The sequence below is a fragment of the Planomicrobium okeanokoites genome, from assembly GCF_003428875.1.
GTDB lineage: Bacteria > Bacillota > Bacilli > Bacillales_A > Planococcaceae > Planococcus > Planococcus okeanokoites.
On the sequence record NZ_QQRS01000007.1, the window covers coordinates 79,867 to 100,639 of the forward strand.

The following is a 20,773-nucleotide window of genomic DNA, read 5'->3' on the forward strand; positions in this document are numbered from 1 at the left end:
CCCGAAAGAGAAGGACAAAGGAGGAAATAAAATGGCCAATAAAATACTGAAACGTGAAGAAGTACCGGTTGAACTGACGTGGAAACTGGAAGATATATTTTCGACAGATGAGTCTTGGGAAAGTGAGTTTAAAGAAGTAGCTTCCTTAGCTGAAAAAGCAGGTTCATATGAAGGGAAATTGAAAGAGGGAGCTGAATCCCTATTCGAAGTTTTGACTTATAAAGATGAATTGTCCGAACGTTTGAGAAGATTGTATACATATTCCCATATGCGTTACGATCAGAACACGACCAATTCGAAATATCAGGCGATGGATAGCCGGATCAAAGCTTTATACGCAAAAATTTCTGCGGGCTTATCATTTTTGACGCCTGAAATTTTAGAGCTTGATGAAGATGTTTTAAATAAATTTGTGGAAGAACACGAAGGGCTTAAACTTTATCGGCATGCGCTGGAAGAATTGAACTCGATGCGTCCGCATGTTTTGCCGGCAGAGCAGGAATCATTGCTTGCCCAATTATCTGAAGTTGTCAGCGCTTCTTCGGAAACATTCGGTATGCTGAATAACGCGGATCTGGAATTTCCCGAGATAAAAGATGAAAACGGTGAAACAGTTCAGATTACACACGGCAATTATATCCGATTCCTTGAAAGTAAAGACCGGCGCGTCCGGGAAGATGCATTCAGAGCCGTATACGCTACTTACGGCAAATTCCTTAATACTTTTGCCTCGACATTAGCTGGCACAGTGAAACGCGATAACGTAAATGCCCGAGTACGCAAATACGATTCGGCAAGACATGCCGCTTTATCGGACGATCATATTCCAGAGAGTGTATATGACAATCTTGTGGAAACTGTAAATAATAATCTCCATTTATTGCATCGCTATGCGGCTCTGCGCAAAGAAGTCCTTGGCATCGATAAAGTGCACATGTGGGATATGCACACGCCGCTTGTTAAAGAAGTGAAGATGGAAATTCCTTATGAAAAAGCGACAGACATCATGCTGAAGGGTTTGTCCGCACTTGGTGAGGAATATACAGGAATTGTAGCGGAAGGCATCAAGAACAGATGGGTGGACGTTCTGGAGAACAAAGGCAAGCGGAGCGGCGCATATTCTTCTGGTGCGTATGGAACAAATCCGTATATCCTGATGAACTGGCAGGATAACGTCGATAATCTGTTCACTTTGGCGCATGAATTCGGCCACAGTGTGCACAGCCATTATACTCGCGCGTCCCAGCCTTATGTCTATGGCGATTATTCCATTTTCGTCGCTGAAGTTGCTTCCACTACAAACGAAGCGTTGCTGAATGAGTACATGGTGAAAGCCACTGATGATGACCAGGAACGAATCTACCTCCTGAACCACTGGCTTGATGGTTTCCGTGGCACTGTATTCCGCCAGACGATGTTTGCGGAATTTGAACATACTATCCATAAGATGGATCAGGAAGGCGAAGCCTTGACAGCTGACCGTCTGACGGAAGTCTATTATGAGCTGAATAAAAAATACTTTGGTGAAGATGTGGCAGTGGACGAAGAAATTGGTATGGAATGGGCGAGAATCCCTCATTTCTACTATAATTACTACGTTTTCCAATATGCCACTGGGTTTAGTGCCGCAACAGCATTAAGCAAAGGCATCCTGGAAGAAGGGCAGCCGGCTGTCGATCGTTTTATCAATGAATTCCTGAAAGCGGGAAGTTCTGATTACCCGATTGAAGTTCTCAAAAAAGCGGGTGTTGACATGACGTCGTCATCTCCGGTAGAAGAAGCGTGTAAAGTGTTTGAAGAAAAACTGATTGAATTGGAAAAATTATTGCTGAAAAAATAATTTGTCTAAAAAGGAGCCCCTAATCAAGGGGTTCTTTATTTTTTAAGTATATTAATATAATTAAAAATTTCTCATTCTGCTTACCAATATGACAAATTTGTGAATTTGCTTGTGAATTATTGCATAAACAATTATTCTGTGATAAAGTTAGGTTGTGAAATAAATCACATACAAACATACACCCCTTTGTTTGAGCGTGAACATTTCTCCCATCCCCTTTGTGTAATGAGAAACGCCTGCCGGACGTGGCAGGCGTTTTTCTTTTGGACAAAAAATAAGCACGGCGCCTATGAGGCGCCGTGCTTATTTTATTTTCCAAAGAGTTTCGTCGGGAAGGCAGATGCGTTCAACTTTCTGCTGCAGCATCTGTTTTTTCATTTCCCGTTCTGCAGTCTCTGCAGAAATATTATAGATCGAAGCGATTTCTCTTGTCGCTATCGTAGTATATTTTGTGAAAAGCTGTTCCAGTGGTGGCGGCGCCTGTCTGTTCAGTGTGTCAGTGCCGAGCATCTCCTGAAGGATCGTGATATAAGTATCATATGAATGCAATCCTGAAATTTTCAATCCCTCATCTTCAATGCATTCATTGAAGAATACAATGCTTGGGACCTCAGTGATTTCCATCTCTCTGGTAATCTGCAAATCGCATTGGAAAGCTTTTGCAGTATGGACGGAATGGAAGTCTTTTTTGAATTCCTCCTGATCGAGATTAGCATCTTCGGCGATTTCAAGAAGCACCTGATAGGAAGAGACGTCTTTGGTTTTTAGAAAAAGCTGTTCCTGCAGCTTGTGCAGGAATTGATTGCCTGCGCGTTTTCCCTGCAATTCCGCCGCTTTGACGGCTACAGATGCCAGTACAGGATGAGCTAGGCTGTCTGTAGCAATAGAAGAAGTTTTTTGCTGGCTGTTCAAGCTGAATAATTTTGTGCTCAGAACTACACGCATTGAAAAATAATGGCCATATTCGATCTGGAGCTTCCTCATCACGGATTGGAGTTCCCAGCATTCCGAATTGAGGGGATCTAAGAAAACATACAGTTCCATAGGCTTTACAGGGTTCGGGTTGTCATAGATCTCTTTTGCCAAGTCCAGGTTATTCAAACCATTTCCTCCTCACTGTCCGGTTCATTGACCATATGGTGAGCAGTCAAGACCAGCCGATTATAGAAGGTTTCACGGAATTTCCCGGTCAATCCGATTTCATCCATCGCTTCACTCATACATTCGAGCCATGCCTGGGCACGCTCAGGTGTTATTGGAAAAGGATTGTGTCTAGCTTTTAGTCTGGGATGTCCATGCTCTTCCGAATATATATTTGGCCCGCCAAGATATTGTGTCATAAACTGTTTCTGTTTTCTGGCGGTTTCTGTTAAATCATCAGGAAATATAGGCTTTAGCTTTGGATGCATAGCAACGCGGGCATAGAATGCGTCCACTAATTGAGACAGTCTTTCCGCGCCGATTTCATCGTACGGAAGTATAGGTTTTCCAGTCATCATTATGTCTCCTTTGCTGTAGCTGTAAATTCATTCTAACAACGGAATAGGAATATCTCAAATAAATCGCTTATTCGATTTACAAATTATGTCTGGAGAATGTTTTTATTGAATAATTTTACGTTCTTTTAACGTTTTTTTGCGGAACTCATGAAACGGGCGATTTTCTTATCAGTGCTTCTGGCGGGTATGCAAGCATCGTCCAATAGGTCTTTGAAAATCTGCTTGCCGGTATCATAATCCTCCACTTCATACTCGAGTTCAAAATCTTCTGTACCGTGGTATTCAGAGTGATCGAGCACCAGCAGTCCTTTCTTGTAGGGAAATTCGATGCGATGGGTCGTTAGACTTCCTAGTCTGATAAGGTTTTCAGGGAATACATCCATTTCTGCCAGTGCTTCTTTAACTTCCGATGCAGCAAATCCGCGGTTTTCAATTATATCTCTCGCCTGGGGCGGATCAAGTTTGTCCGTAATTTCATAATAGCCATTTTCTGCCGGAGTCTTTAACGTGCACTCCATCTGCTGGCCTTTTTCCCGTATGCGAAGGGCGGATTTTTGGTTCCGTAATGTATAATCTGCTGTATCAAAATAATGATTGGTTTGAGTGACGGCGTCATGTTCTTTATATCCGAAGCGTTCCAATAAATTTATGTATTCTTTACGGGTCAATAAATTCTTGAATTCAATCTCAAGTTCTTTTGTCATTTTCTGCACCTCACTTGATTTTATTATGGGATAATTCCAGTCAAACTGCAACGATTGACAGTGCTGTGTTAAAATATCACTAGATAATGAAAAATTCCTAAGTAAACTGACAGAATAATCAGCACGTTAACGGAGACAGAAGTGGGGGACTGGCTATGGGACAGTGGGATCGATTTTTAGCGCCTTATAAACAGGCAGTCGATGAATTGAAGATAAAGTTCAAAGGCATGCGCAGACAATATGAAACCGATAATATCAACTCGCCGATCGAGTTTGTAACGGGTCGGGTCAAACCGATAGCCAGTATATATGACAAATCGCTTGAAAAAGGGTTGCCTTTCGAGCCTTCAGAAGAACTTGCGCGCGAATTACAGGATATAGCGGGAATTCGGATGATGTGCCAATTTGTCGGTGATATTGAAACTGTTGTCGATTTACTTCGCAATCGAAACGACCTGCGCATCGTAGAAGAGAAAGATTATATTTCCAGGGAGAAACAAAGCGGCTACAGATCATATCACGTGATTGTCGAGTACCCTGTTCAAACTATCAACGGGGAAATATGGATATTGGCAGAAATTCAGATCCGGACGCTGGCGATGAATTTCTGGGCATCCATCGAGCATTCATTGAACTATAAATACAAAGGGGTCTTTCCGGATGAAATAAAGCTGCGTCTGCAGCGGGCGGCGGAAGCGGCTTTTCAGCTGGATGAGGAAATGTCGCAGATCCGGGATGAAATCCAGGAAGCGCAGGCATATTTCACTGAATTCAAAGATTCGCCAAGAACCCACTTTCCAGATGGCCAAGAAGGAGGCAGAACAAAGAGATGAAGTATTTCATAATGTCGAGAAGTGACGATTTATCGAATGAATTGATGGACAAAGCACGTGCTTATTTGATTGATTTCGGTATGGAGTGGAACGAAGAGGAGCCTGATATCGTTCTTTCAATAGGTGGAGACGGTACTATGCTGCATGCCTTCCACAAATACTCGGACCAATTATCTTCGGTGGCCTTTGTCGGAATACATACGGGGCATTTAGGCTTTTATGCTGACTGGAAACCGATTGAAATTGAAAAATTGGTGCTGTCGATCGCTAAAAAAGAATACGAAGTCATTGAATATCCACTGCTTGAAACGAGTATCCATTACCGCAATAAAGAAGAGCCTGCCGTATATCTGGCAATGAATGAATCGACGGTGAAATCACCTGACGTAACGCTGGTCATGGATGTCTTATTGAACGAAAGCCATTTTGAACGGTTCCGGGGAGACGGACTGTGCATGTCGACGCCATCAGGAAGCACTGCGTATAATAAAGCGCTTGGCGGCGCGATCATCCACCCCTCACTGGAAGCGATGCAATTGACTGAAATGGCCTCAATCAATAATCGGGTTTTCCGTACCGTCGGTTCTCCCCTGGTTTTGCCATCGCATCATCGCTGCGCACTCCGTCCGGTTAAAGCGCCGGATTTCATGGTGACAGTCGACCACCTGCAATTGCTTCATAAAGATGTTCGTTCGATTGAATACAGAGTAGCCGATCAAAAAGTGAGATTTGCCCGTTTCCGTCCATTCCCGTTCTGGAGAAGGGTGCATGATTCCTTCATCGACAGCGAGGAAGCCCGATGAAACCGTTCGAATTGAAATATGTTGCCGGACAACAAGGACTGCTTCGCGAAGCCTTGCACAATTGGGGGATTTCAAAGCGGACACTGGCTTCTGTAAAGTACGGAGGCGGACAGATAACAGTAAACGGCAAAGAAGTGACGGTCAGGCATCCCCTGGAACCAGGAGATGCTGTGACCGTTGTTTTTCCGTTGGAAGAGCTGGGGAAAGGCCTTCAGGCAGAAAAAGGGGATTTAAAGATTGTTTTTGAAGACGACTCTCTCCTGATTGTAGACAAACCTCCATTGCAAAATACGATCCCTTCCCGTGAACACCCATCCGGCAGCCTGGCCAATATAGTAGCGAAACATTTTGAGGAAAATGAAATTCCGGCAACTTTGCATATCGCAACGAGATTGGACCGTGATACCAGTGGACTCGTATGCATTGCGAAAAACCGCCACATTCATCATATGCTGTCGATTCAGCAGCAGGAAAAAAAGATGTCCAGACGTTACGAAGCGCTGGTTCATGGTCGAGTGGACCATGAACGGTTTACGATTACAGCACCGATCGGCCGGAAAAATTCCAGTATTATTGAAAGGGAAGTTCGGGCAGATGGCCAATTCGCGGAAACTGAAGTCCGGTTGCTAAAAGTTTTTTCGGATTTCAGCCATGTCCAACTCAAATTAAATACGGGGCGCACCCACCAGATACGGGTGCATCTGGCTCATATCAATCACCCGCTTGTAGGCGACGATTTATACGGTGGCAGCAGGGAACTGATCAGCCGACAGGCTCTTCATTGCCGGGAACTGGAAATGATCCATCCGGTAACGGGTGAGGCGCTCAAGTTTAAATCGGCTAACAGGGAAGACATGCTGTCACTTATTAAATAAAGCGGTGAAAGCGGTCGGGTTGGTAAGGCTGTATGGAAGGGACAGCCACTAATTCCTTTTCAGGAAAACGGAATGCGGTCAAGGAACCCCCGAAAACACAGCCTGTATCGATATTGGCGGTTTTATTTATAAGATAAGGTTCCTCGGTAGGTGTATGGCCATAGACGATCCATGGTCCGCCTTTATAGGATTTTGCCCAATCCCTCCGGACCGGCCGGCCATCGGCATGGAATTTGCCGGTTATGTCTCCATAAAGCGTAAACACCGCTATTTTCCTGTTGACGGGTACGCCGATCATTTCCTGTTTCAATCCGGCATGCGCCACGATCAAATCATCGCGCAACACCAGGTATTGAGGCAGCTCTTCGTAAAACCTGATATATCTTTCGCGGAAATTCTGCTGTTCTTTTTTTGGCATGGACTGCCAATCCGCAATTGTAATTTCAAGGCCGTGTGCCAGCTGGACTTGATTTCCTTTCATGAAGCGGTAGAGTTTATTGCAATGGTTGCCCGGGGAATAATGGAGAATGCCGCGGTCCTGTCTTGCAAAAAGCAATTCCATGACCTTCAGTGAATCAGGACCTCTGTCCATGGCATCCCCGACAAATGCAGGCATCCTGCCATCGGGATGGATATGGATACCGTCATCAAACCGATATCCCAGCTTTTCAAGCAAATCCATCAGCTCATCATAGCAGCCGTGGATATCACCGATAATGTCAAATTTCATAAAATACACCTCATTGCTGAAAATTTCACTATACATACTTATAGTGTAACGTATAGACTACTAAAGCGGAGAGTCGCAAATTCGAAAGGAGGGAGCCATGATGCTGGAAGAAAAAACAGTGCGTGACGAAGAGTTGAATGAAGAAATGCTGATGCAATTGATGGAAGAAGGGGATTTGGAGAAATTCAGGGAAGAATTCCTGTCCCACCATCCTTATGACCAGGCAGGATTTTATGAAAAGGCGGAGGTTGAAATCCGTCAAAAGCTGTATGAGTATCTCTCTCCTAAGGAAATGGCGGATATATTCGAAGCGATTGAACTGGATGACGACGAATACGAAAACCTCTTCAAAGAAATGAATTCCATGTATGCTGCAGATCTGCTGTCCTTCATGTACCGGGATGATGCGGTAGACGTATTGAATAATCTCAATAAAAATCAGGTGGCAAGCTACCTGACCATTATGCCTAAAGATTCGGCTAGGGAAATTAAAGATCTTCTTCATTATGAAGAGTACACAGCCGGCTCCATCATGACGACCGAATTTGTTGCCATCCCCAAAAACTCCACTGTGCGGTCTGCAATGAATATCTTGCGGAATGCTGCACCGAACGCGGAAACGATCTATTACGTTTTTGTTATAGATGAAGGAAAACGGCTTGCCGGAATTGTCACATTGCGGGATTTGATCATTGCTGAAGAAGATACACTGATCGAATCCATCATGAATGAACGGGTGGTCAGCGTTTCTGTCGGAGAGGATCAGGAAGAAGTTGCCCGCATGATCAAGGATTATGATTTCCTGGCAATGCCGGTTGTGGATTTTCAGGACCATCTTCTGGGTATCATCACTGTTGATGATATTATCGATGTCCTTGATGAAGAAGCTTCAGACGATTACTCAAAACTGGCGGCTGTCTCGGATATGGATAATTTCGACAGAGGACCTTTCAGCGCCGCTAAAAAGCGGCTGCCTTGGCTGATCCTTCTGACCTTTTTGGGGATGCTGACAGCAAACTTGATGGGGATGTTTGAGTCAACTCTTGATCAAGTGGCGCTGCTGGCGGTATTTATTCCATTGATCGCAGGTATGGCAGGAAACAGCGGTACACAAGCGCTGGCTGTAGCTGTCCGAGGCATTGCTACCGGGGATATAGAAGAAGAAAGCAAGATGAAGCTGCTGTTCCGTGAAGCCGGGACAGGTCTCATCACCGGACTTGTTTGCGGTGTGGTAGTTGTAGGGCTGGTCTATTTCTGGAAAGGCGAGCTGCTGATCGGGCTGCTGGTCGGAACAGCTGTAGCAGGTTCCATTTTTGTAGCTACACTTGCAGGATCGTTTATTCCATTGTTGATCCACCGCTTGAATATTGACCCGGCTGTTGCATCAGGGCCATTTATAACTACTTTGAATGATATTATCTCCATTTTAATTTATTTGGGACTGGCGACCACATTCCTTAGCAACCTTTAGAAAAGTGTAAATTGCACTTTTCTTTTTTATGATGTAATATTAGTACCAGGTAATAAACAAGTATCAGGAGGAATGACAATGTCCATATCATTGAAAGGCAAAACTTTCGTCATCATGGGAGTGGCCAACAAACGCAGCATCGCTTGGGGTATCGCCCGATCGCTTGACCAATCGGGTGCTAATTTGATTTTTACATATGCCAGTGAGCGTTTTGAGAAGTCGGTAAGGGATTTGGTTGCAACACTTGAAGGAAAGCATGAACTGATTCTTCCGTGTGATGTGACCAGTGATGAAGACGTTGAGAAATGTTTCGGCACGATCAAGGAACAGGCAGGCAAAATTGATGGCCTAGCCCATTGCATCGCTTTCGCTAAAACGGAAGAGCTTGCTGGTGATTTTTCTGAAACGTCAAGGGAAGGCTACTTACTTGCACAAAATATCAGTTCCTATTCACTTACCATCATCTCCAAATATGCCAAACCATTGATGGCTGAAGGCGGCAGCATCGTTGCGCTGACTTATATCGGCGGTGAACGTGTATTGCCGAATTACAATGTAATGGGTGTCGCTAAAGCCGCATTGGAAATGTCGGTACGCTACTTGGCTGCAGATCTTGGCAAACAGGGAATTCGTGTAAATGCCATTTCTTCCGGACCGATCCGTACGTTGTCGTCCAAAGGGGTCAGTGATTTCAATTCGATTCTTCATGAAATCGAAGAGAAATCGCCGCTTCATCGCAATACAACACCGGAAGAAGTGGGCGATACAGCTGTATTCCTGTTCAGTGACATGTCCCGGGGGATTACAGGTGAAACGATCCACGTGGATAGCGGGTATCATGTTCTTTAAAATTTTTCCTTGAGTCCAATGCTACAAAAAAATCCAGCCTCTCTATTAATAGAGGGCTGGATTTTTTATGCATGAAGATTCTTTTCCATCGTTCTGTGCGGGATTCCTGCGTCGAGGAATTCCGGAGAAGTCACGATGTAATTCAATTTTTCATAAAAAGGGATGGCATAAGATTGCGAGTTGAGTTTCAGGCTAGACATTCCAGCGGAGCGGGCGTATTTTTCCATCGCTTCCATCATCAGGACACCGACATGCTGTCCACGGAATTCCGGTAATACTGATACCCGCTCAACTTTACCGATGCCGCTTTCGATTTCGCGGATGCGTCCAGCTGCAATCGGCTGTTGGAGATTGTAGCCGACAAAATGTGTCGCTTCGTCGTCATATTCGTCCATTTCGATATGCAGAGGGACTTGCTGCTCATCCACGAAAACCTTGCGGCGAATCTCAAAAGCCTGTTCTTTTTCCAGTTCGGTTTCAGCTATTTTGACTTTCTGCAATTATTCTTCATCTCCAGTCAATCTGAATGTGTCGTAGACAGTCCACGACCCGTCTTCAAGTTTGTATAAGAGATGGAATCGGTCGATTGTTTCCTCATGGTCGATGCCTGCCATTTTCAGCTGTCCGAAGATGTCCGAATGCTCGGAATCAGACAGTTTTTGGGCAATGGTGATGTGCGGCACGAATGAATAATGCGGCATGCCTCCGAAGAAATCGGAATGCAGGTCTTCATGCAAAGCGAGCAGGTCTTGATTTGGTTCAACTTTGAAATAAAGTGTGTTTGTGACCGGCGAAAAAGAACTTACGCGGGTTGCATGCAATTTGAAAGGCTTTTGGCGTTTGGCGATTTTCGCCATTTCTTCTGCAACTTTTTTAATTTCTGTGCCGTCCGCTTCAAACGGTTCCTTCAATGTGATATGAGGGGTGATCAACTCATAGTGGGGATCATACCGTTTGCGGTAAGAATTGGCGATGTCCTGTAATTGTTTTGACGGAAATGCTGCAACACCATATTTCATAAATATGCCTCCTCGTAGGTTAAAGATCTTATCTTATTACAGTATAACAAAAGAATCTTATAAATTGCGAATCCATGTTATACACCGAAGTTTTGGATCAAGGCCCGCTTAAGATCCGGCTGCCAGTATTTCCAGGTATGCTCTCCGTCGAATTCATCATAAAAAAGAGGGAAAGACTTTTCTTTCAATAATTGATGCAGCTCCTGGTTAGGTTTTAGGAAATCGGCTGTCTCGCCGTTGGTTAATTTCACTTCGGTTTCGCCCTTGCCGATTACATGATAGACGGTGAAGGCGTGGGCAGAATTGAAATTGGACACCGTGTCCATCAGTTCCGGGCCGACTTTAGGGGATTGAAGGATTACACGCCCGAAAATATTCGGATATTTCAATGCGGCCATCATACTGACGGTGGCCGCAAGGGAATCACCGATCAACGTCCGACCCATCCCCACCTGGTAAGTCGGATACTTTTCATCCAGGAAAGGCACGAGTTCATGCGCCAAAAACCTTAAATAAGCGGCATGCTGTTCCCCGGAAGGTTCATATTTTTTATTGCGGTCATCGACGCTCTTATAAGGAATACCCACAAAAATGATGTTTTCAATTTCTCGTTTTTCCAATAATTCATCCACGACACGGGGCACTCTGCCCAACTGGAAATAATCTTTGCCGTCTGATGCGATGACCAGGCTGTATTTGTATAAAGGTGAATAATTATAAGGGAGATATACCAGCAACTGCATGTCTTCCTTCAATTCCTCACTGTAGATAGTGATGTCTTCAACTTTTCCTGTATTCATGAAGAAGCCTCCTTGATGGGTTTTGTATAAAAATTGTATCATATTCGGACTGCAAGGTATAATGGGGGAGCAAGCAGCAAATACAGAGAGTGGGGTTTTTGATATGGAAGGATTGGATGGCGGTAAATTCCGTGTACATTCTGACGAAGTGACGAAAGCGGCACATGAAGCGCTGGAAAGACGGGGAGTCTCAATTGAAGAAATTGCTAAAATCGTATTTGAAATGCAGGAACCTTTCAACGAAGGGCTTCAATTGTCGCATTGCATTGAATCTGTAGAAAGTGTCCTGCTGAAAAGGGAAATGCAGCACGCGCTTCTTGTCGGCATTGAAATGGATGAGCTTGCTGAGCAAAGAAAGCTGTCCCGCCCGTTACAGCAGATCGTCGATTCGGATGAAGGGCTGTTCGGCGTGGATGAAATGATCGGCCTTGGTGCGGTATTGACATATGGCAGTATAGCAGTCACAACATTCGGGCATCTCGACCGCAATAAAATCGGAGTCATACGCGAGCTGGATACAAAAGTGGGTGGGCAAGTCCACACGTTCCTGGATGATCTCGTCTCAAGTATTGCAGCCTGTGCCAGTGCCAGAATTGCACACAGACAGCGCGACCTCGAGGAAAAAGGCAAAGGTTTCAAAGACATTTCACCGGATGAAACTGCTCCGGAAATGCATGTGGATGGCGCAGAGACATAATGCTCTAAAGGGCAAGAGATGAAAGCGGTTGCGAATTCTTAATTTCATTGACATTTGGATATAAAGTCATGGTATTATGATGATAGGAACATATAAAAATTATTAAGGGGAGGTCAAATTATGGTAAACAAGAAATTTGGTTTATTCGCGGGAATCGCATTGGCTGGATCTGTATTCCTTGCTGGCTGTGGAGATGATTCTGCAGACACGGATACGGAAAACGGCGGAGAAAGCGGCGGTTCATCAGATCCTGAATTCATCAGTATCCTAACTGGCGGAACAACGGGAACTTACTATCCGCTTGGCGGAGCAATGGCTCAGATCATCGAAGACGAAACAGGCATTGACACGACTGCTGAAGTTTCACAGGCATCTGCAGCCAACATGACTTCACTTAAAGACGGCACAGGGGAAATTGCATTCGTTCAAACGGATACAGCTTTCTATGCTTCTGAAGGCACGAATATGTTCGACGGCGAAGTGATCGATTCAGTTTCTGCAATCGGCGCTTTGTATCCTGAAACAATCCAGTTGGTAACAACTGCGGACTCAGGAATTGCTTCATTTGAAGATTTGGCAGGGAAATCGGTTTCAGTCGGGGCACCTGGATCAGGTACTTACATCAACGCTGAACAATTACTCGAAATCCACGGCATGACAATGGATGATATCGATGCTCAGAACCTTGACTTCGGTGAATCCCAGGAAAGCCTTCAATCGGGCCAGATCGACGCTGCGTTCATCACAGCAGGTACACCTACTGGAGCTGTTGAAAGCTTAAGCGCAACTGCTGATGTAGTGATCGTACCGGTTGCTGAAGACAAAGCGAACGAACTGATTGAAAAATATCCGTACTATGCACATGATACTGTACCATCAGGTGTCTACGGCTTGACGGAAGAAGTGCCGACTGTATCGGTTTTGGCTATGTTGGTGGCACAAAACGACTTATCGGAAGATACGGTTTATAACATCACAAAAGCGATCTATGAAAACACAGATAAAATCCAGCACGCAAAAGCTGAATTCATCAAATCTGAAACGGCTCTTGAAGGAATCGGAATCGATATCCACCCAGGTGCACAAAAGTACTTTGATGAAGTAAATCAATAAGAATTTGTTGAATAATTGACGATAAAGCGAAAGCTTTATCGTCGTTATTTGTTTTGAACAACGGAGGAGAATGAATTATGCGAGTAAATAACAAGCAGCGTTTTCTTCTGATTCTGATAGTCCTCATCTTAATCAGCTCCGCTTTCTTATTCATCCCACTAAAAAGAAGCATAGTGTTCATCAATAACGAAACAGAAAACCTCACGGCCTATTCGCTATTGACTCAGCCCCGTTTTCAGATAAAATATACACATTCCATCCATTTATCAGATGTAATTGAAACTTTCATAGCCCTTCCAGATAACACGATAAAATTGACTGAGCTGGAATATGAAGATTTTAATATTGGAATGCCTTCCAATGCAGGAGAAGGGGAAGTGTTTGTCGAAAAAGACGGTAAGTATTTCATCAAAAATATGGACAGGCGATTACCGGAATTCAGTATCCTGATCGGTGATGTCGATGCTGGCCTGTCTTTGATCAAAAAAGGAAAAGAGTATGATTTGAAAAAGACACTCGTCAGAGGAAAGACGTATACGTTCCGTATTCAGCGGCTGTCATTTTTCCAGCAATTAAAAGGAGTGAATATTGATGACCAATAAATTACCGCCGGAAGAAAGAGAAGAGCAGAAATTGCCGCCGGAAGATGATACATATATTTCAGAAGAAAAACAGAAAGAAATTCTGCAGAAATACGACCCTGAATCCAATACACGTGATTTATCAGGCATTATGAAACATGTTGTCTTCTACGGACTATTGGCTTTTGCGCTGTTTCAGTTATATACGGCGATTTTCGGCCAATACACAGCTTATATCCAGCGTTCAGTCCACTTAGGATTTGCGCTTTCCTTGATCTTCATCCTGTTTCCTGCACGGAAACGCAAAGGGGTCCGCCATAAAGTTTCGTGGTATGATTACGTTCTTGCCTTATTGTCCCTTGGAGTCGGTGCATATTGGCCGATCATGTATGAAGACTTGGTATTCCGTATCGGACGGGTTACGGAACTCGATTTCATCGTTGGGGTCCTGGCTGTCCTGCTGGTGCTTGAGGCTACACGAAGAGCAGTCGGAATGCCCATAACTGTCATATCCGCGCTATTCCTGACATATGCCTTTTTCGGTCCTTATTTCCCTGGATTCCTGCGGCACAGAGGGCAGGACCTGGATTCATTGATCCAATTGATGTTCTATACGACAGATGGAATTCTTGGAACGCCGATCGGTGTTTCCGCCACATTCATCTTCACGTTCCTGTTGTTCGGCTCATTCCTGGTCAAAACAGGAGTAGGCCAATACTTCAATGACCTGGCTGTATCATTAGCCGGTAACTTGACTGGCGGACCGGCAAAAGTGGCCATCTTCTCAAGTGCTTTGCAAGGGACGATTTCAGGCAGCTCGGTAGCCAACGTTGTAACTTCCGGTTCTTATACAATTCCTATGATGAAAAAATTGGGGTATAAAAAGGAATTTGCAGGCGGGGTTGAAGCGGCAGCTTCGACAGGCGGACAATTGATGCCGCCGATTATGGGAGCTGCAGCATTCCTGATGGTTGAGTTCATCGGAGGCGTAACGTATTGGGAAATTGCCAAAGCGGCAGCTATTCCCGCGCTTCTTTATTTCACTGGTGTCTGGATCATGACCCATTTCGAAGCGAAACGAATCGGCTTGAAAGGCTTATCAAAAGAAGAGATGCCGGATCGCAAAGAAGTTTTGAAGAAAATCTATTTACTTACACCGATCTTTGCCATCATCATTTTCCTGTTGATCGGTATTCCGACAATGCAAGCTGCATTATGGGGTATTGTTTTAACAATTGTCGTCAGTGCTTTTGATAAAGAGACACGCTTGAATTTCAAGGATATGATCCATGCCCTGGTCGATGGTGCCCGGACGGCGCTGGCTGTAGCAGCTGCTACGGCGGCGGCTGGTATTATTGTCGGGGTTGTTGTTAAGACAGGGCTTGGATTAAGTCTTGCCAATGGCCTTGTTTCAGCTTCAGGCGGGAACGTCCTGTTGACGTTATTCTTCACGATGCTTGCCGCAATTGTACTGGGGATGGGTTCGCCGACCACGGCCAACTATGTTATCACATCCACAATTGCAGCTCCGGCAATCATCACATTGCTGATGCTCGAATATCCTGAAGGAGCTGCGACACCATTAGTGGTAGCTTTATCTGCCCACTTGTTCGTATTCTATTTCGGCATCATCGCCGATATCACCCCACCGGTCGCCCTTGCTGCCTTCGCAGCTGCAGGAATATCCGGTGGAGAACCGATCAAAACCGGTTTTAATGCCGCTAAACTGGCCATTGCCGCGTTCATCATTCCGTATATGTTCGTCTTGTCACCATCATTGCTGATGATCGATACGACCTGGCCGGAACTGATCTGGGTGCTCATAACGGCTATTTCCGGGATGATTGCAATTGGTGCCGGATTAATCGGTTACTGGTATCGCAAGCTATACTGGTTTGAGCGAATCATCACATTCGCCACTGGTATCGCGTTAATCTATCCTGAAGGTCTGTCTGATACAATTGGTGCAGCAGCCTTTATCGTCTTGTTCGTTATCCAATGGCTCGCACGCGATAAAAAAGAACCAAAAGCAACTGAAGCATAAACTAACCCCCGTAGAGCTCTGAATGAACAGAGCCTTACGGGGGTTTTTACTTTGGTAATAAGATTTATTGCTAGAGTATTGACATTTTATGAGATGGCGATATAATTAAAAATGTCCTTGAAATTGCGATTCCTTAGCTCAGCTGGGAGAGCGCTACCTTGACAGGGTAGAGGTCGCTGGTTCGAGCCCAGTAGGAATCATAGTGGAGTGAAAATGGAGAAAGCCGTGTAGCCGTTGAGGTTGCGCGGTTTTTTCTTTGCGCATTTTTAGTTATATTCTGTGGACGGATGATGCGCTAGCGACAAAAAAAGCGACACTTTTGCGCAAATGCTGCTATTTACTCCAAATTATCGAATACATCGCTTGCCCGTTTATCGTCTTTTTCGGTGATGTGGGCGTAGACGTTGAGTGTGGTATTTGCGCGCTTATGACCGAGACGTTTTTGTAATATTTTAATGTTGACACCTTCGCTTAATATCAAACTTGCCATCGAGTGGCGTAAGTCCTGGAAGCGGATCCGCTTCAACTGTGGGTTTCGCTTCATAAATTTCCCCCAAAATTGCGTGATGGAGTTGGGGCGCAGCGGTTTGCCATACTCATCAGCGAATAGCAGCGTAACTTGCCGTCCATCCGTATCTTCCCAACCCTTCCACAGATGGCCGAGTTTGGCGCGGTGGTGCAACACTTCGAGATAATGTAAGCGCAATTCCATCATCAACCATTTCGGAAACGTGACGATGCGTGAGTCGCCTGTTTTGGTACGCTTCAAGCGAAGTCCACCTTCTGTGGAAAACTGAACGGAACGGAATACTTTAATCTGATTTGTTTCCCAGATAACCGCATCTTCGGCAATGGCTAACACTTCCCCTCTACGCAATCCACCTACCACAGCGAGTTTTACTTTAAGCTGCTGTTTGCGTTCCATCGTCTTAACTTCTTCCAATACTTCGCGAATCTCATCCCGATCATAAAACTCCATTTCCTTCTGTGGATTGCGCGGCTTCTTCACGCCTTCCATCGGATTGTATTTGATGTACTTCCACTTCACGGCCCATTTGAATATCGATTTTAGGACGTTGTACTTTTTCTCCAACGAACCTTTGCCGTTCAACTTTTCGTTATTCAGGAATTGCGAGATTTGCATTCCGGTGATGGCCGCGAGTTGATGGTTGCGGAAATGGTGGAGAATCGGTTTTGATACGATTCGGTAGATTTCGAGTGTGGATGGTTCGAGATGCGGAATCGCATAGTCTGCCTTCCACAGTTCATAGAATTTACCAAATCGAATCGCTTCACCTTTCGCCAGCGTTTCCTCTTCCAATTCCTTCTCAAACTCCCGCAGCAGTTGTTCGGCTTCACGCTTGCCTTTAGCATCCACAGTTTTGTAACGCCGTATACGCTTACCATGCTCATCAAATCCCTGGCTGATTGTCAGTTTATACTTGCCTTTCGCTAAACGTTGAACGGATCCCAATCAAACCACATCCTTTACTGGTATGTAAGCTGATTCATTTTCTCGATATGTAGGTCGAGCCGGCGTTCGGCAAACGGGCGTGTCACATGAAACGTCTCCATCATCCTGTGGATGGCGTGGCAGCGGTCGGGTGGCATTTCCATACGCATCAGCATATCGGTCGGGATACAGGCGTACAGGGCGAAATTATTGGCTTGCCGTTCCTGCATGTCGATGAAGCTTTGCGTTAAGTGTAGCTGATTATCGGGATGCCACAGCACATGACACAGTTCATGCCCAAATTGTTCCCATTGCTCTTCTATGGATAGCCGGTCGTCAAGATAGATATTGCGGTTGATGCGCATGGAGTTAACGGGTAAGTAAGCAAGTTCGATATTCAAGAATTCAGCAATCAGAATAGGCGACAGGTGGTCGGGATGCGACAGGTTGATGGAACTGTAAATCTTCTTTACGGTTTCGTCTGCGGTGTGAAATACATAATTCGACATGACTTCCTCCTTGTTTAGAACGTATGTTCTTTTTGCGGCGTAAAAAAGAGCGATTGTGAATCACCCTTATGATATTATCCGAATATAATTAGTCTATTATACCTATCCAACATTAAGGTAAAATTTTAGATAAAAGAACTAAGATATAACTATATCGGTATATATATCCTACCAAAATATTCAGAAAAAGATATAGAAATTACAAATTATTTACTTTTATTGTTTTTCTTGCGCCGTTCATACTCAAAAATAACCGCCATATTATCCAGCATTTCCTTCAATTCTTCTGTGCTGTGGAAGGAGAGCGCTTCCTGCTGCATGGCCCATTCGAGGACCAGTCGTTGATTCTCGGATAAATCGGATGTGTCGACTTCTTCGCCGCGGATCGTGTGTTTGCTGTCCACAGAACGGCCTGTTAATTCGTCTAAGCTAATATCATATATATCTGCAATACGGCTCAATGTTTCCATGTCCGGTTCGCGTGTGCCATATTCATAATTCGCATAAGTGGAAAGTGTTTTAATCCCTAACTTCCTCGCTACAAATGTTTTCGTCCATCCTTTACGTTCCCTGAGCGCTGTTAATTTTTCGCCTAATGTCGTCATGTGGATTCCTCATTTCAATAGGTAGTATTCCGTCCAATTTTATCATTGTTTCATAAGGTGTGAAGAAAGTTTCACGAAAAGTGTAGAAAGTTGTTGACTTACTCAAAACGAGTATGTATAGTTAGGATATAAAGTTACACGATACGTGAAAGAAGGTGATAAATGATGATTCAGGAGCGACTGAAACAAGCGCGAAAAGCAAAGGGAATCTCGATGACGTTCATGGCTGAAAAGCTAGGCTACAAGTCGGCTTCCGGTTACGCGAATATCGAATCAGGCCACACCAAGTTGTCGCTTGAAGCTGCTAAACACATTGCGGAGATATTGGATGTGGAGCTGGACGAGCTTTTTTTTAAGGAAAAGTTACACGTTTAGGGTAGAAAGGAGTTGTAGAAATGCCAAAATACAACGACAGATTTATTAAGGGAAGTATTTGCGACAGATGGCATGCAATGAGAAGTCGCTGCACGAATCCAGCAAACCCTGCATATAGACTTTATGGCGGTAGAGGTATAACCGTTTGTGAAGAATGGCAAGACTTCGACAAGTTCTATAACTGGTCGCTCGCAAATGGATTTTCACATGAATTGCAAATTGATCGCACCGATAATGACAAAGGTTATTCGCCTGAAAACTGCAGATGGGTCACAGCTTCTGAAAACAGCTACAACAAAAGCACCGCCGTTTTAGTTGAAGTGAAAGGCAAGTTATACAGAGTACCCGATTTAGCCAAAGAGTATGGATTTCATTTAGCTACATTAAGGTCCAGGTATAGGAATGGTGATCGCGGAGAGTATCTAGTACGGCCGTTAAGTAAACCATAACCCACCACCTTGTATAACCGGTATAGCCGGAGGGATACAGTTTTGGGGAGTGGAACCACAGAAGGAGGTATTGGATGAATAAAAGACAACGCAAGAAGCTGGATAAAAAGCTAACTTTAGCAATTCGACAACTGAATGACGATGTTGCTTTGGATGCAGGCTTCGGCTTTATTACAGACGAGGAAGTGCAGGAAGCGTTAGTGCGAGTTAAAAAATCGAAAAGCAGTATAAACCAAACTTTAAAAGACCACAAAGAATTGAATAGGCTTATTTATTAAAAGGTTCGCACAAAAACCCAACAAAAGGAGCTGATTCCCATGCCAATCAAGCGTTCAGCCTATGTGGGCGAAACGCTAGGACGTTTAATCGAAGAGGAAGGCGCATCCAGGGATCAACTGGCTTTCGACTTCTCTGTATCCAAGCCAACGATAACGAGCATTAAAGCGAATAAGCGCACGATGGCCGCTGATGTGGCGAGTGAGAGTATACGCCTATACGACAATCCCGAATACATTATGGACATTCTGCATGAGTTTTCACACGGATTTACATCGCCCGTTATGCGTGGCAAGAAAGTTGAGCAGCATCGATTAGCGCTACGCCACACCACAGCAAAGGAAATGCGCAACGTACTCCAAATGATGGAGGAAGCTGGACTCGAAAAGAATATCGAATCACTATCCACAGTTGAGCGAGAACGGATCGCCAATCTGATGGATGCGCTATTACACAGCCGGCTGCACTCGGACAATTTATTGAAGCAGTTGCAGGTTGAATATCGCATGAGTTTGAAGATGCGGATCAAGGATGTGCTGGTGAAGTGGAAGGCGCTTGGGTGGATATGAATAGGAGGTGGAAAGAATGATTGTCAAATGGGAATGCAGCGATTGCGGTAAGTGGAATCAAACGAATATGGCTCACTGGTTATCAGCTAAAGACGGGCAAGGTTTTCAAGATAATTGCAAAAGTTGCCACGGAGAAGTTGAGGTTGATATTGAAGTAAGCGTGACTACTATCTAATGACGCCATCCACAGAAAGGAGCAACGCCCAATGTTCAATGAAGAAAATATCATCGATACAATCATCGCCGCAGGAATGCTCGGTGGATTTCTCGGACTACTGTTCGCTGGTTTCCGACAAGAAATTCAAATGATGCGCAAGAATGAAACGCAAATCGCGGAAGTGAATCGCACGGCTACAAATTACGGTCGCAAAACCGCACAACTCGCAACAACATCAGAAGTTATCCGAAAGGGGCATCAATAAAATGTGGATAAAAGTAAACGAAGTATTGGGGCGCGAAAACCTCATCAACCTGGACAAAGTGGAGCGCATCACATCGGATGGCAGTACCGGTTCAATGTTCTGGTTCGGCAAGGATGACGCAGACAGCATGCACATTGTGGAAAGCTACGAAGAAGTCGAGTTGATGATTCATTTTAGCGAGAAGGTGAAGGGTGTTATGGATCGGGAACAACTGCACAATTTTATGAATCAGCCAGCGGATATGGTGTTTTGAGTTT

General features: G+C 44.6%; 27 protein-coding genes and 1 tRNA gene. 18 read left to right on the forward strand and 10 right to left on the reverse strand.

Going from position 1 to position 20,773, the window contains the following annotated elements; genetic code table 11:
* Nucleotides 1–31: 31 nt before the first annotated feature.
* Entirely contained in the window at nucleotides 32–1,840 is a 1,809-nt protein-coding gene (pepF, locus tag D2910_RS13685) for an oligoendopeptidase F (protein WP_117313830.1), read from the forward strand.
* Nucleotides 1,841–2,143: 303 nt separating this feature from the next.
* Here the strand turns inward: pepF and D2910_RS13690 are convergent, their stop codons facing one another.
* The 3 genes from D2910_RS13690 to D2910_RS13700 all read right to left on the reverse strand — a co-directional run bounded on the left by D2910_RS13690 (nucleotide 2,144) and on the right by D2910_RS13700 (nucleotide 4,043).
* Nucleotides 2,144–2,941, reverse strand: coding sequence for a ClpXP adapter SpxH family protein (locus D2910_RS13690; protein WP_084244742.1), 798 nt, complete (start codon nucleotides 2,939–2,941; stop codon nucleotides 2,144–2,146).
* A complete protein-coding gene (locus tag D2910_RS13695; protein WP_084244744.1) occupies nucleotides 2,938–3,336 on the reverse strand; it encodes a globin domain-containing protein in 399 nt (132 codons plus the stop codon). The genes D2910_RS13690 and D2910_RS13695 overlap by 4 nt, the downstream gene beginning before the upstream one ends.
* Nucleotides 3,337–3,464: 128 nt before the next feature.
* A complete protein-coding gene (locus D2910_RS13700; protein ID WP_117313831.1) occupies nucleotides 3,465–4,043 on the reverse strand; it encodes a CYTH domain-containing protein in 579 nt (192 codons plus the stop codon).
* 155 nt (nucleotides 4,044–4,198) lie between these two features.
* Here D2910_RS13700 and yjbM point away from each other — a divergent pair, with 155 nt between their 5' ends.
* From yjbM to D2910_RS13715, 3 genes are read left to right on the forward strand one after another with little or no spacing between them, the layout of a single operon-like run.
* A complete protein-coding gene (gene yjbM, locus D2910_RS13705) occupies nucleotides 4,199–4,876 on the forward strand; it encodes a GTP diphosphokinase (RefSeq protein WP_084244748.1) in 678 nt (225 codons plus the stop codon).
* Complete coding sequence (locus D2910_RS13710; RefSeq protein ID WP_117313832.1) at nucleotides 4,873–5,679, forward strand: NAD kinase; 807 nt, start codon at nucleotides 4,873–4,875, stop codon at nucleotides 5,677–5,679. The genes yjbM and D2910_RS13710 overlap by 4 nt, the downstream gene beginning before the upstream one ends.
* Nucleotides 5,676–6,554: an RluA family pseudouridine synthase gene (locus tag D2910_RS13715; protein ID WP_084244752.1), complete on the forward strand. Its 879-nt coding sequence runs from the start codon at nucleotides 5,676–5,678 to the stop codon at nucleotides 6,552–6,554. The genes D2910_RS13710 and D2910_RS13715 overlap by 4 nt, the downstream gene beginning before the upstream one ends.
* Here the strand turns inward: D2910_RS13715 and prpE are convergent.
* Entirely contained in the window at nucleotides 6,547–7,284 is a 738-nt protein-coding gene (gene prpE / locus D2910_RS13720) for a bis(5'-nucleosyl)-tetraphosphatase PrpE (RefSeq protein WP_117313833.1), read from the reverse strand. The two genes, D2910_RS13715 and prpE, sit on opposite strands and share 8 nt — an antisense overlap.
* A 100-nt stretch (nucleotides 7,285–7,384) precedes the next feature.
* On the opposite strand from prpE, the gene mgtE reads away from it, so the two are divergent.
* Nucleotides 7,385–8,755 (forward strand): magnesium transporter, encoded by a 1,371-nt coding sequence (gene mgtE / locus D2910_RS13725; RefSeq protein WP_084244756.1) that lies wholly within the window; start codon nucleotides 7,385–7,387, stop codon nucleotides 8,753–8,755.
* Nucleotides 8,756–8,833: 78 nt separating this feature from the next.
* Nucleotides 8,834–9,604: an enoyl-ACP reductase FabI gene (gene fabI, locus D2910_RS13730; protein WP_117313834.1), complete on the forward strand. Its 771-nt coding sequence runs from the start codon at nucleotides 8,834–8,836 to the stop codon at nucleotides 9,602–9,604.
* Nucleotides 9,605–9,669: 65 nt separating this feature from the next.
* Here the strand turns inward: fabI and D2910_RS13735 are convergent, their stop codons facing one another.
* From D2910_RS13735 to D2910_RS13745, 3 genes are all read right to left on the reverse strand, one after another.
* Nucleotides 9,670–10,104 (reverse strand): GNAT family N-acetyltransferase, encoded by a 435-nt coding sequence (locus tag D2910_RS13735; RefSeq protein ID WP_084244760.1) that lies wholly within the window; start codon nucleotides 10,102–10,104, stop codon nucleotides 9,670–9,672.
* Nucleotides 10,105–10,623: a YjcG family protein gene (locus D2910_RS13740; protein WP_084244763.1), complete on the reverse strand. Its 519-nt coding sequence runs from the start codon at nucleotides 10,621–10,623 to the stop codon at nucleotides 10,105–10,107.
* Between the two features lie 77 nt (nucleotides 10,624–10,700).
* Entirely contained in the window at nucleotides 10,701–11,423 is a 723-nt protein-coding gene (locus tag D2910_RS13745) for an alpha/beta hydrolase (RefSeq protein ID WP_101801454.1), read from the reverse strand.
* A gap of 103 nt (nucleotides 11,424–11,526) precedes the next feature.
* Here D2910_RS13745 and D2910_RS13750 point away from each other — a divergent pair, with 103 nt between their 5' ends.
* The 5 genes from D2910_RS13750 to D2910_RS13770 all read left to right on the forward strand — a co-directional run bounded on the left by D2910_RS13750 (nucleotide 11,527) and on the right by D2910_RS13770 (nucleotide 16,058).
* Nucleotides 11,527–12,120, forward strand: coding sequence for a phosphatidylglycerophosphatase A family protein (locus D2910_RS13750; RefSeq protein ID WP_084244767.1), 594 nt, complete (start codon nucleotides 11,527–11,529; stop codon nucleotides 12,118–12,120).
* A gap of 120 nt (nucleotides 12,121–12,240) precedes the next feature.
* On the forward strand, nucleotides 12,241–13,233 hold the full coding sequence (locus tag D2910_RS13755; protein WP_084244769.1) for a TAXI family TRAP transporter solute-binding subunit: 993 nt from the start codon (nucleotides 12,241–12,243) through the stop codon (nucleotides 13,231–13,233).
* Nucleotides 13,234–13,310: 77 nt separating this feature from the next.
* On the forward strand, nucleotides 13,311–13,835 hold the full coding sequence (locus D2910_RS13760; RefSeq protein WP_117313835.1) for a DUF1850 domain-containing protein: 525 nt from the start codon (nucleotides 13,311–13,313) through the stop codon (nucleotides 13,833–13,835).
* Nucleotides 13,825–15,858: a TRAP transporter permease gene (locus D2910_RS13765; protein WP_117313836.1), complete on the forward strand. Its 2,034-nt coding sequence runs from the start codon at nucleotides 13,825–13,827 to the stop codon at nucleotides 15,856–15,858. The genes D2910_RS13760 and D2910_RS13765 overlap by 11 nt, the downstream gene beginning before the upstream one ends.
* 127 nt (nucleotides 15,859–15,985) lie before the next feature.
* Nucleotides 15,986–16,058 (forward strand) — tRNA-Val (locus D2910_RS13770).
* Between the two features lie 137 nt (nucleotides 16,059–16,195).
* Here the strand turns inward: D2910_RS13770 and D2910_RS13775 are convergent.
* From D2910_RS13775 to D2910_RS13785, 3 genes are all read right to left on the reverse strand, one after another.
* Entirely contained in the window at nucleotides 16,196–17,332 is a 1,137-nt protein-coding gene (locus D2910_RS13775; RefSeq protein ID WP_117313837.1) for a tyrosine-type recombinase/integrase, read from the reverse strand.
* 14 nt (nucleotides 17,333–17,346) lie between these two features.
* Nucleotides 17,347–17,820: an ImmA/IrrE family metallo-endopeptidase gene (locus tag D2910_RS13780; RefSeq protein WP_117313838.1), complete on the reverse strand. Its 474-nt coding sequence runs from the start codon at nucleotides 17,818–17,820 to the stop codon at nucleotides 17,347–17,349.
* 206 nt (nucleotides 17,821–18,026) lie between these two features.
* Nucleotides 18,027–18,425, reverse strand: a complete 399-nt coding sequence (locus D2910_RS13785; protein WP_117313839.1) for a helix-turn-helix domain-containing protein — start codon at nucleotides 18,423–18,425, stop codon at nucleotides 18,027–18,029.
* Between the two features lie 162 nt (nucleotides 18,426–18,587).
* Here D2910_RS13785 and D2910_RS13790 point away from each other — a divergent pair, with 162 nt between their 5' ends.
* The 7 genes from D2910_RS13790 (at nucleotide 18,588) to D2910_RS13815 (ending at nucleotide 20,769) form a co-directional block, all read left to right on the forward strand.
* Complete coding sequence (locus D2910_RS13790; protein WP_240633626.1) at nucleotides 18,588–18,800, forward strand: helix-turn-helix domain-containing protein; 213 nt, start codon at nucleotides 18,588–18,590, stop codon at nucleotides 18,798–18,800.
* A gap of 20 nt (nucleotides 18,801–18,820) precedes the next feature.
* Nucleotides 18,821–19,249 carry a hypothetical protein gene (locus D2910_RS13795; RefSeq protein ID WP_117313840.1) on the forward strand — a complete coding sequence of 143 codons (429 nt, stop codon included), beginning with the start codon at nucleotides 18,821–18,823 and terminating at the stop codon, nucleotides 19,247–19,249.
* Between the two features lie 74 nt (nucleotides 19,250–19,323).
* Complete coding sequence (locus D2910_RS13800; RefSeq protein ID WP_117313841.1) at nucleotides 19,324–19,527, forward strand: hypothetical protein; 204 nt, start codon at nucleotides 19,324–19,326, stop codon at nucleotides 19,525–19,527.
* 39 nt (nucleotides 19,528–19,566) lie between these two features.
* A complete protein-coding gene (locus D2910_RS13805; protein ID WP_117313843.1) occupies nucleotides 19,567–20,094 on the forward strand; it encodes a hypothetical protein in 528 nt (175 codons plus the stop codon).
* A 16-nt stretch (nucleotides 20,095–20,110) separates the two neighbouring features.
* Entirely contained in the window at nucleotides 20,111–20,269 is a 159-nt protein-coding gene (locus tag D2910_RS16950) for a hypothetical protein (protein ID WP_165850188.1), read from the forward strand.
* Nucleotides 20,270–20,300: 31 nt separating this feature from the next.
* Nucleotides 20,301–20,516, forward strand: a complete 216-nt coding sequence (locus D2910_RS13810) for a hypothetical protein (protein WP_117313845.1) — start codon at nucleotides 20,301–20,303, stop codon at nucleotides 20,514–20,516.
* Between the two features lies 1 nt (nucleotide 20,517).
* The gene (locus tag D2910_RS13815) at nucleotides 20,518–20,769 is read left to right on the forward strand and encodes a hypothetical protein (RefSeq protein WP_117313847.1); all 252 of its coding nucleotides are present in this window, start codon (nucleotides 20,518–20,520) and stop codon (nucleotides 20,767–20,769) included.
* The last annotated feature ends 4 nt before the right edge of the window (nucleotides 20,770–20,773 follow it).

Bases quoted from the DNA above. Each gene is read 5' to 3' on its own strand.
- D2910_RS13805 (WP_117313843.1), top strand. From the start codon at position 19,567: ATGCCAATCAAGCGTTCAGCCTATGTGGGCGAAACGCTAGGACGTTTA.
- D2910_RS13745 (WP_101801454.1), bottom strand. From the start codon at position 11,423: ATGAATACAGGAAAAGTTGAAGACATCACTATCTACAGTGAGGAATTG.
- D2910_RS13700 (WP_117313831.1), bottom strand. From the start codon at position 4,043: ATGACAAAAGAACTTGAGATTGAATTCAAGAATTTATTGACCCGTAAA.
- D2910_RS13710 (WP_117313832.1), top strand. From the start codon at position 4,873: ATGAAGTATTTCATAATGTCGAGAAGTGACGATTTATCGAATGAATTG.
- yjbM (WP_084244748.1), top strand. From the start codon at position 4,199: ATGGGACAGTGGGATCGATTTTTAGCGCCTTATAAACAGGCAGTCGAT.
- D2910_RS13740 (WP_084244763.1), bottom strand. From the start codon at position 10,623: ATGAAATATGGTGTTGCAGCATTTCCGTCAAAACAATTACAGGACATC.
- D2910_RS13800 (WP_117313841.1), top strand. From the start codon at position 19,324: ATGAATAAAAGACAACGCAAGAAGCTGGATAAAAAGCTAACTTTAGCA.
- D2910_RS13755 (WP_084244769.1), top strand. From the start codon at position 12,241: ATGGTAAACAAGAAATTTGGTTTATTCGCGGGAATCGCATTGGCTGGA.
- D2910_RS13765 (WP_117313836.1), top strand. From the start codon at position 13,825: ATGACCAATAAATTACCGCCGGAAGAAAGAGAAGAGCAGAAATTGCCG.
- fabI (WP_117313834.1), top strand. From the start codon at position 8,834: ATGTCCATATCATTGAAAGGCAAAACTTTCGTCATCATGGGAGTGGCC.
- D2910_RS16950 (WP_165850188.1), top strand. From the start codon at position 20,111: ATGATTGTCAAATGGGAATGCAGCGATTGCGGTAAGTGGAATCAAACG.
- pepF (WP_117313830.1), top strand. From the start codon at position 32: ATGGCCAATAAAATACTGAAACGTGAAGAAGTACCGGTTGAACTGACG.
- prpE (WP_117313833.1), bottom strand. From the start codon at position 7,284: ATGAAATTTGACATTATCGGTGATATCCACGGCTGCTATGATGAGCTG.
- D2910_RS13815 (WP_117313847.1), top strand. From the start codon at position 20,518: ATGTGGATAAAAGTAAACGAAGTATTGGGGCGCGAAAACCTCATCAAC.
- D2910_RS13795 (WP_117313840.1), top strand. From the start codon at position 18,821: ATGCCAAAATACAACGACAGATTTATTAAGGGAAGTATTTGCGACAGA.
- D2910_RS13750 (WP_084244767.1), top strand. From the start codon at position 11,527: ATGGAAGGATTGGATGGCGGTAAATTCCGTGTACATTCTGACGAAGTG.
- D2910_RS13695 (WP_084244744.1), bottom strand. From the start codon at position 3,336: ATGACTGGAAAACCTATACTTCCGTACGATGAAATCGGCGCGGAAAGA.
- D2910_RS13715 (WP_084244752.1), top strand. From the start codon at position 5,676: ATGAAACCGTTCGAATTGAAATATGTTGCCGGACAACAAGGACTGCTT.
- D2910_RS13780 (WP_117313838.1), bottom strand. From the start codon at position 17,820: ATGTCGAATTATGTATTTCACACCGCAGACGAAACCGTAAAGAAGATT.
- D2910_RS13810 (WP_117313845.1), top strand. From the start codon at position 20,301: ATGTTCAATGAAGAAAATATCATCGATACAATCATCGCCGCAGGAATG.
- D2910_RS13760 (WP_117313835.1), top strand. From the start codon at position 13,311: ATGCGAGTAAATAACAAGCAGCGTTTTCTTCTGATTCTGATAGTCCTC.
- mgtE (WP_084244756.1), top strand. From the start codon at position 7,385: ATGCTGGAAGAAAAAACAGTGCGTGACGAAGAGTTGAATGAAGAAATG.
- D2910_RS13790 (WP_240633626.1), top strand. From the start codon at position 18,588: ATGATGATTCAGGAGCGACTGAAACAAGCGCGAAAAGCAAAGGGAATC.
- D2910_RS13785 (WP_117313839.1), bottom strand. From the start codon at position 18,425: ATGACGACATTAGGCGAAAAATTAACAGCGCTCAGGGAACGTAAAGGA.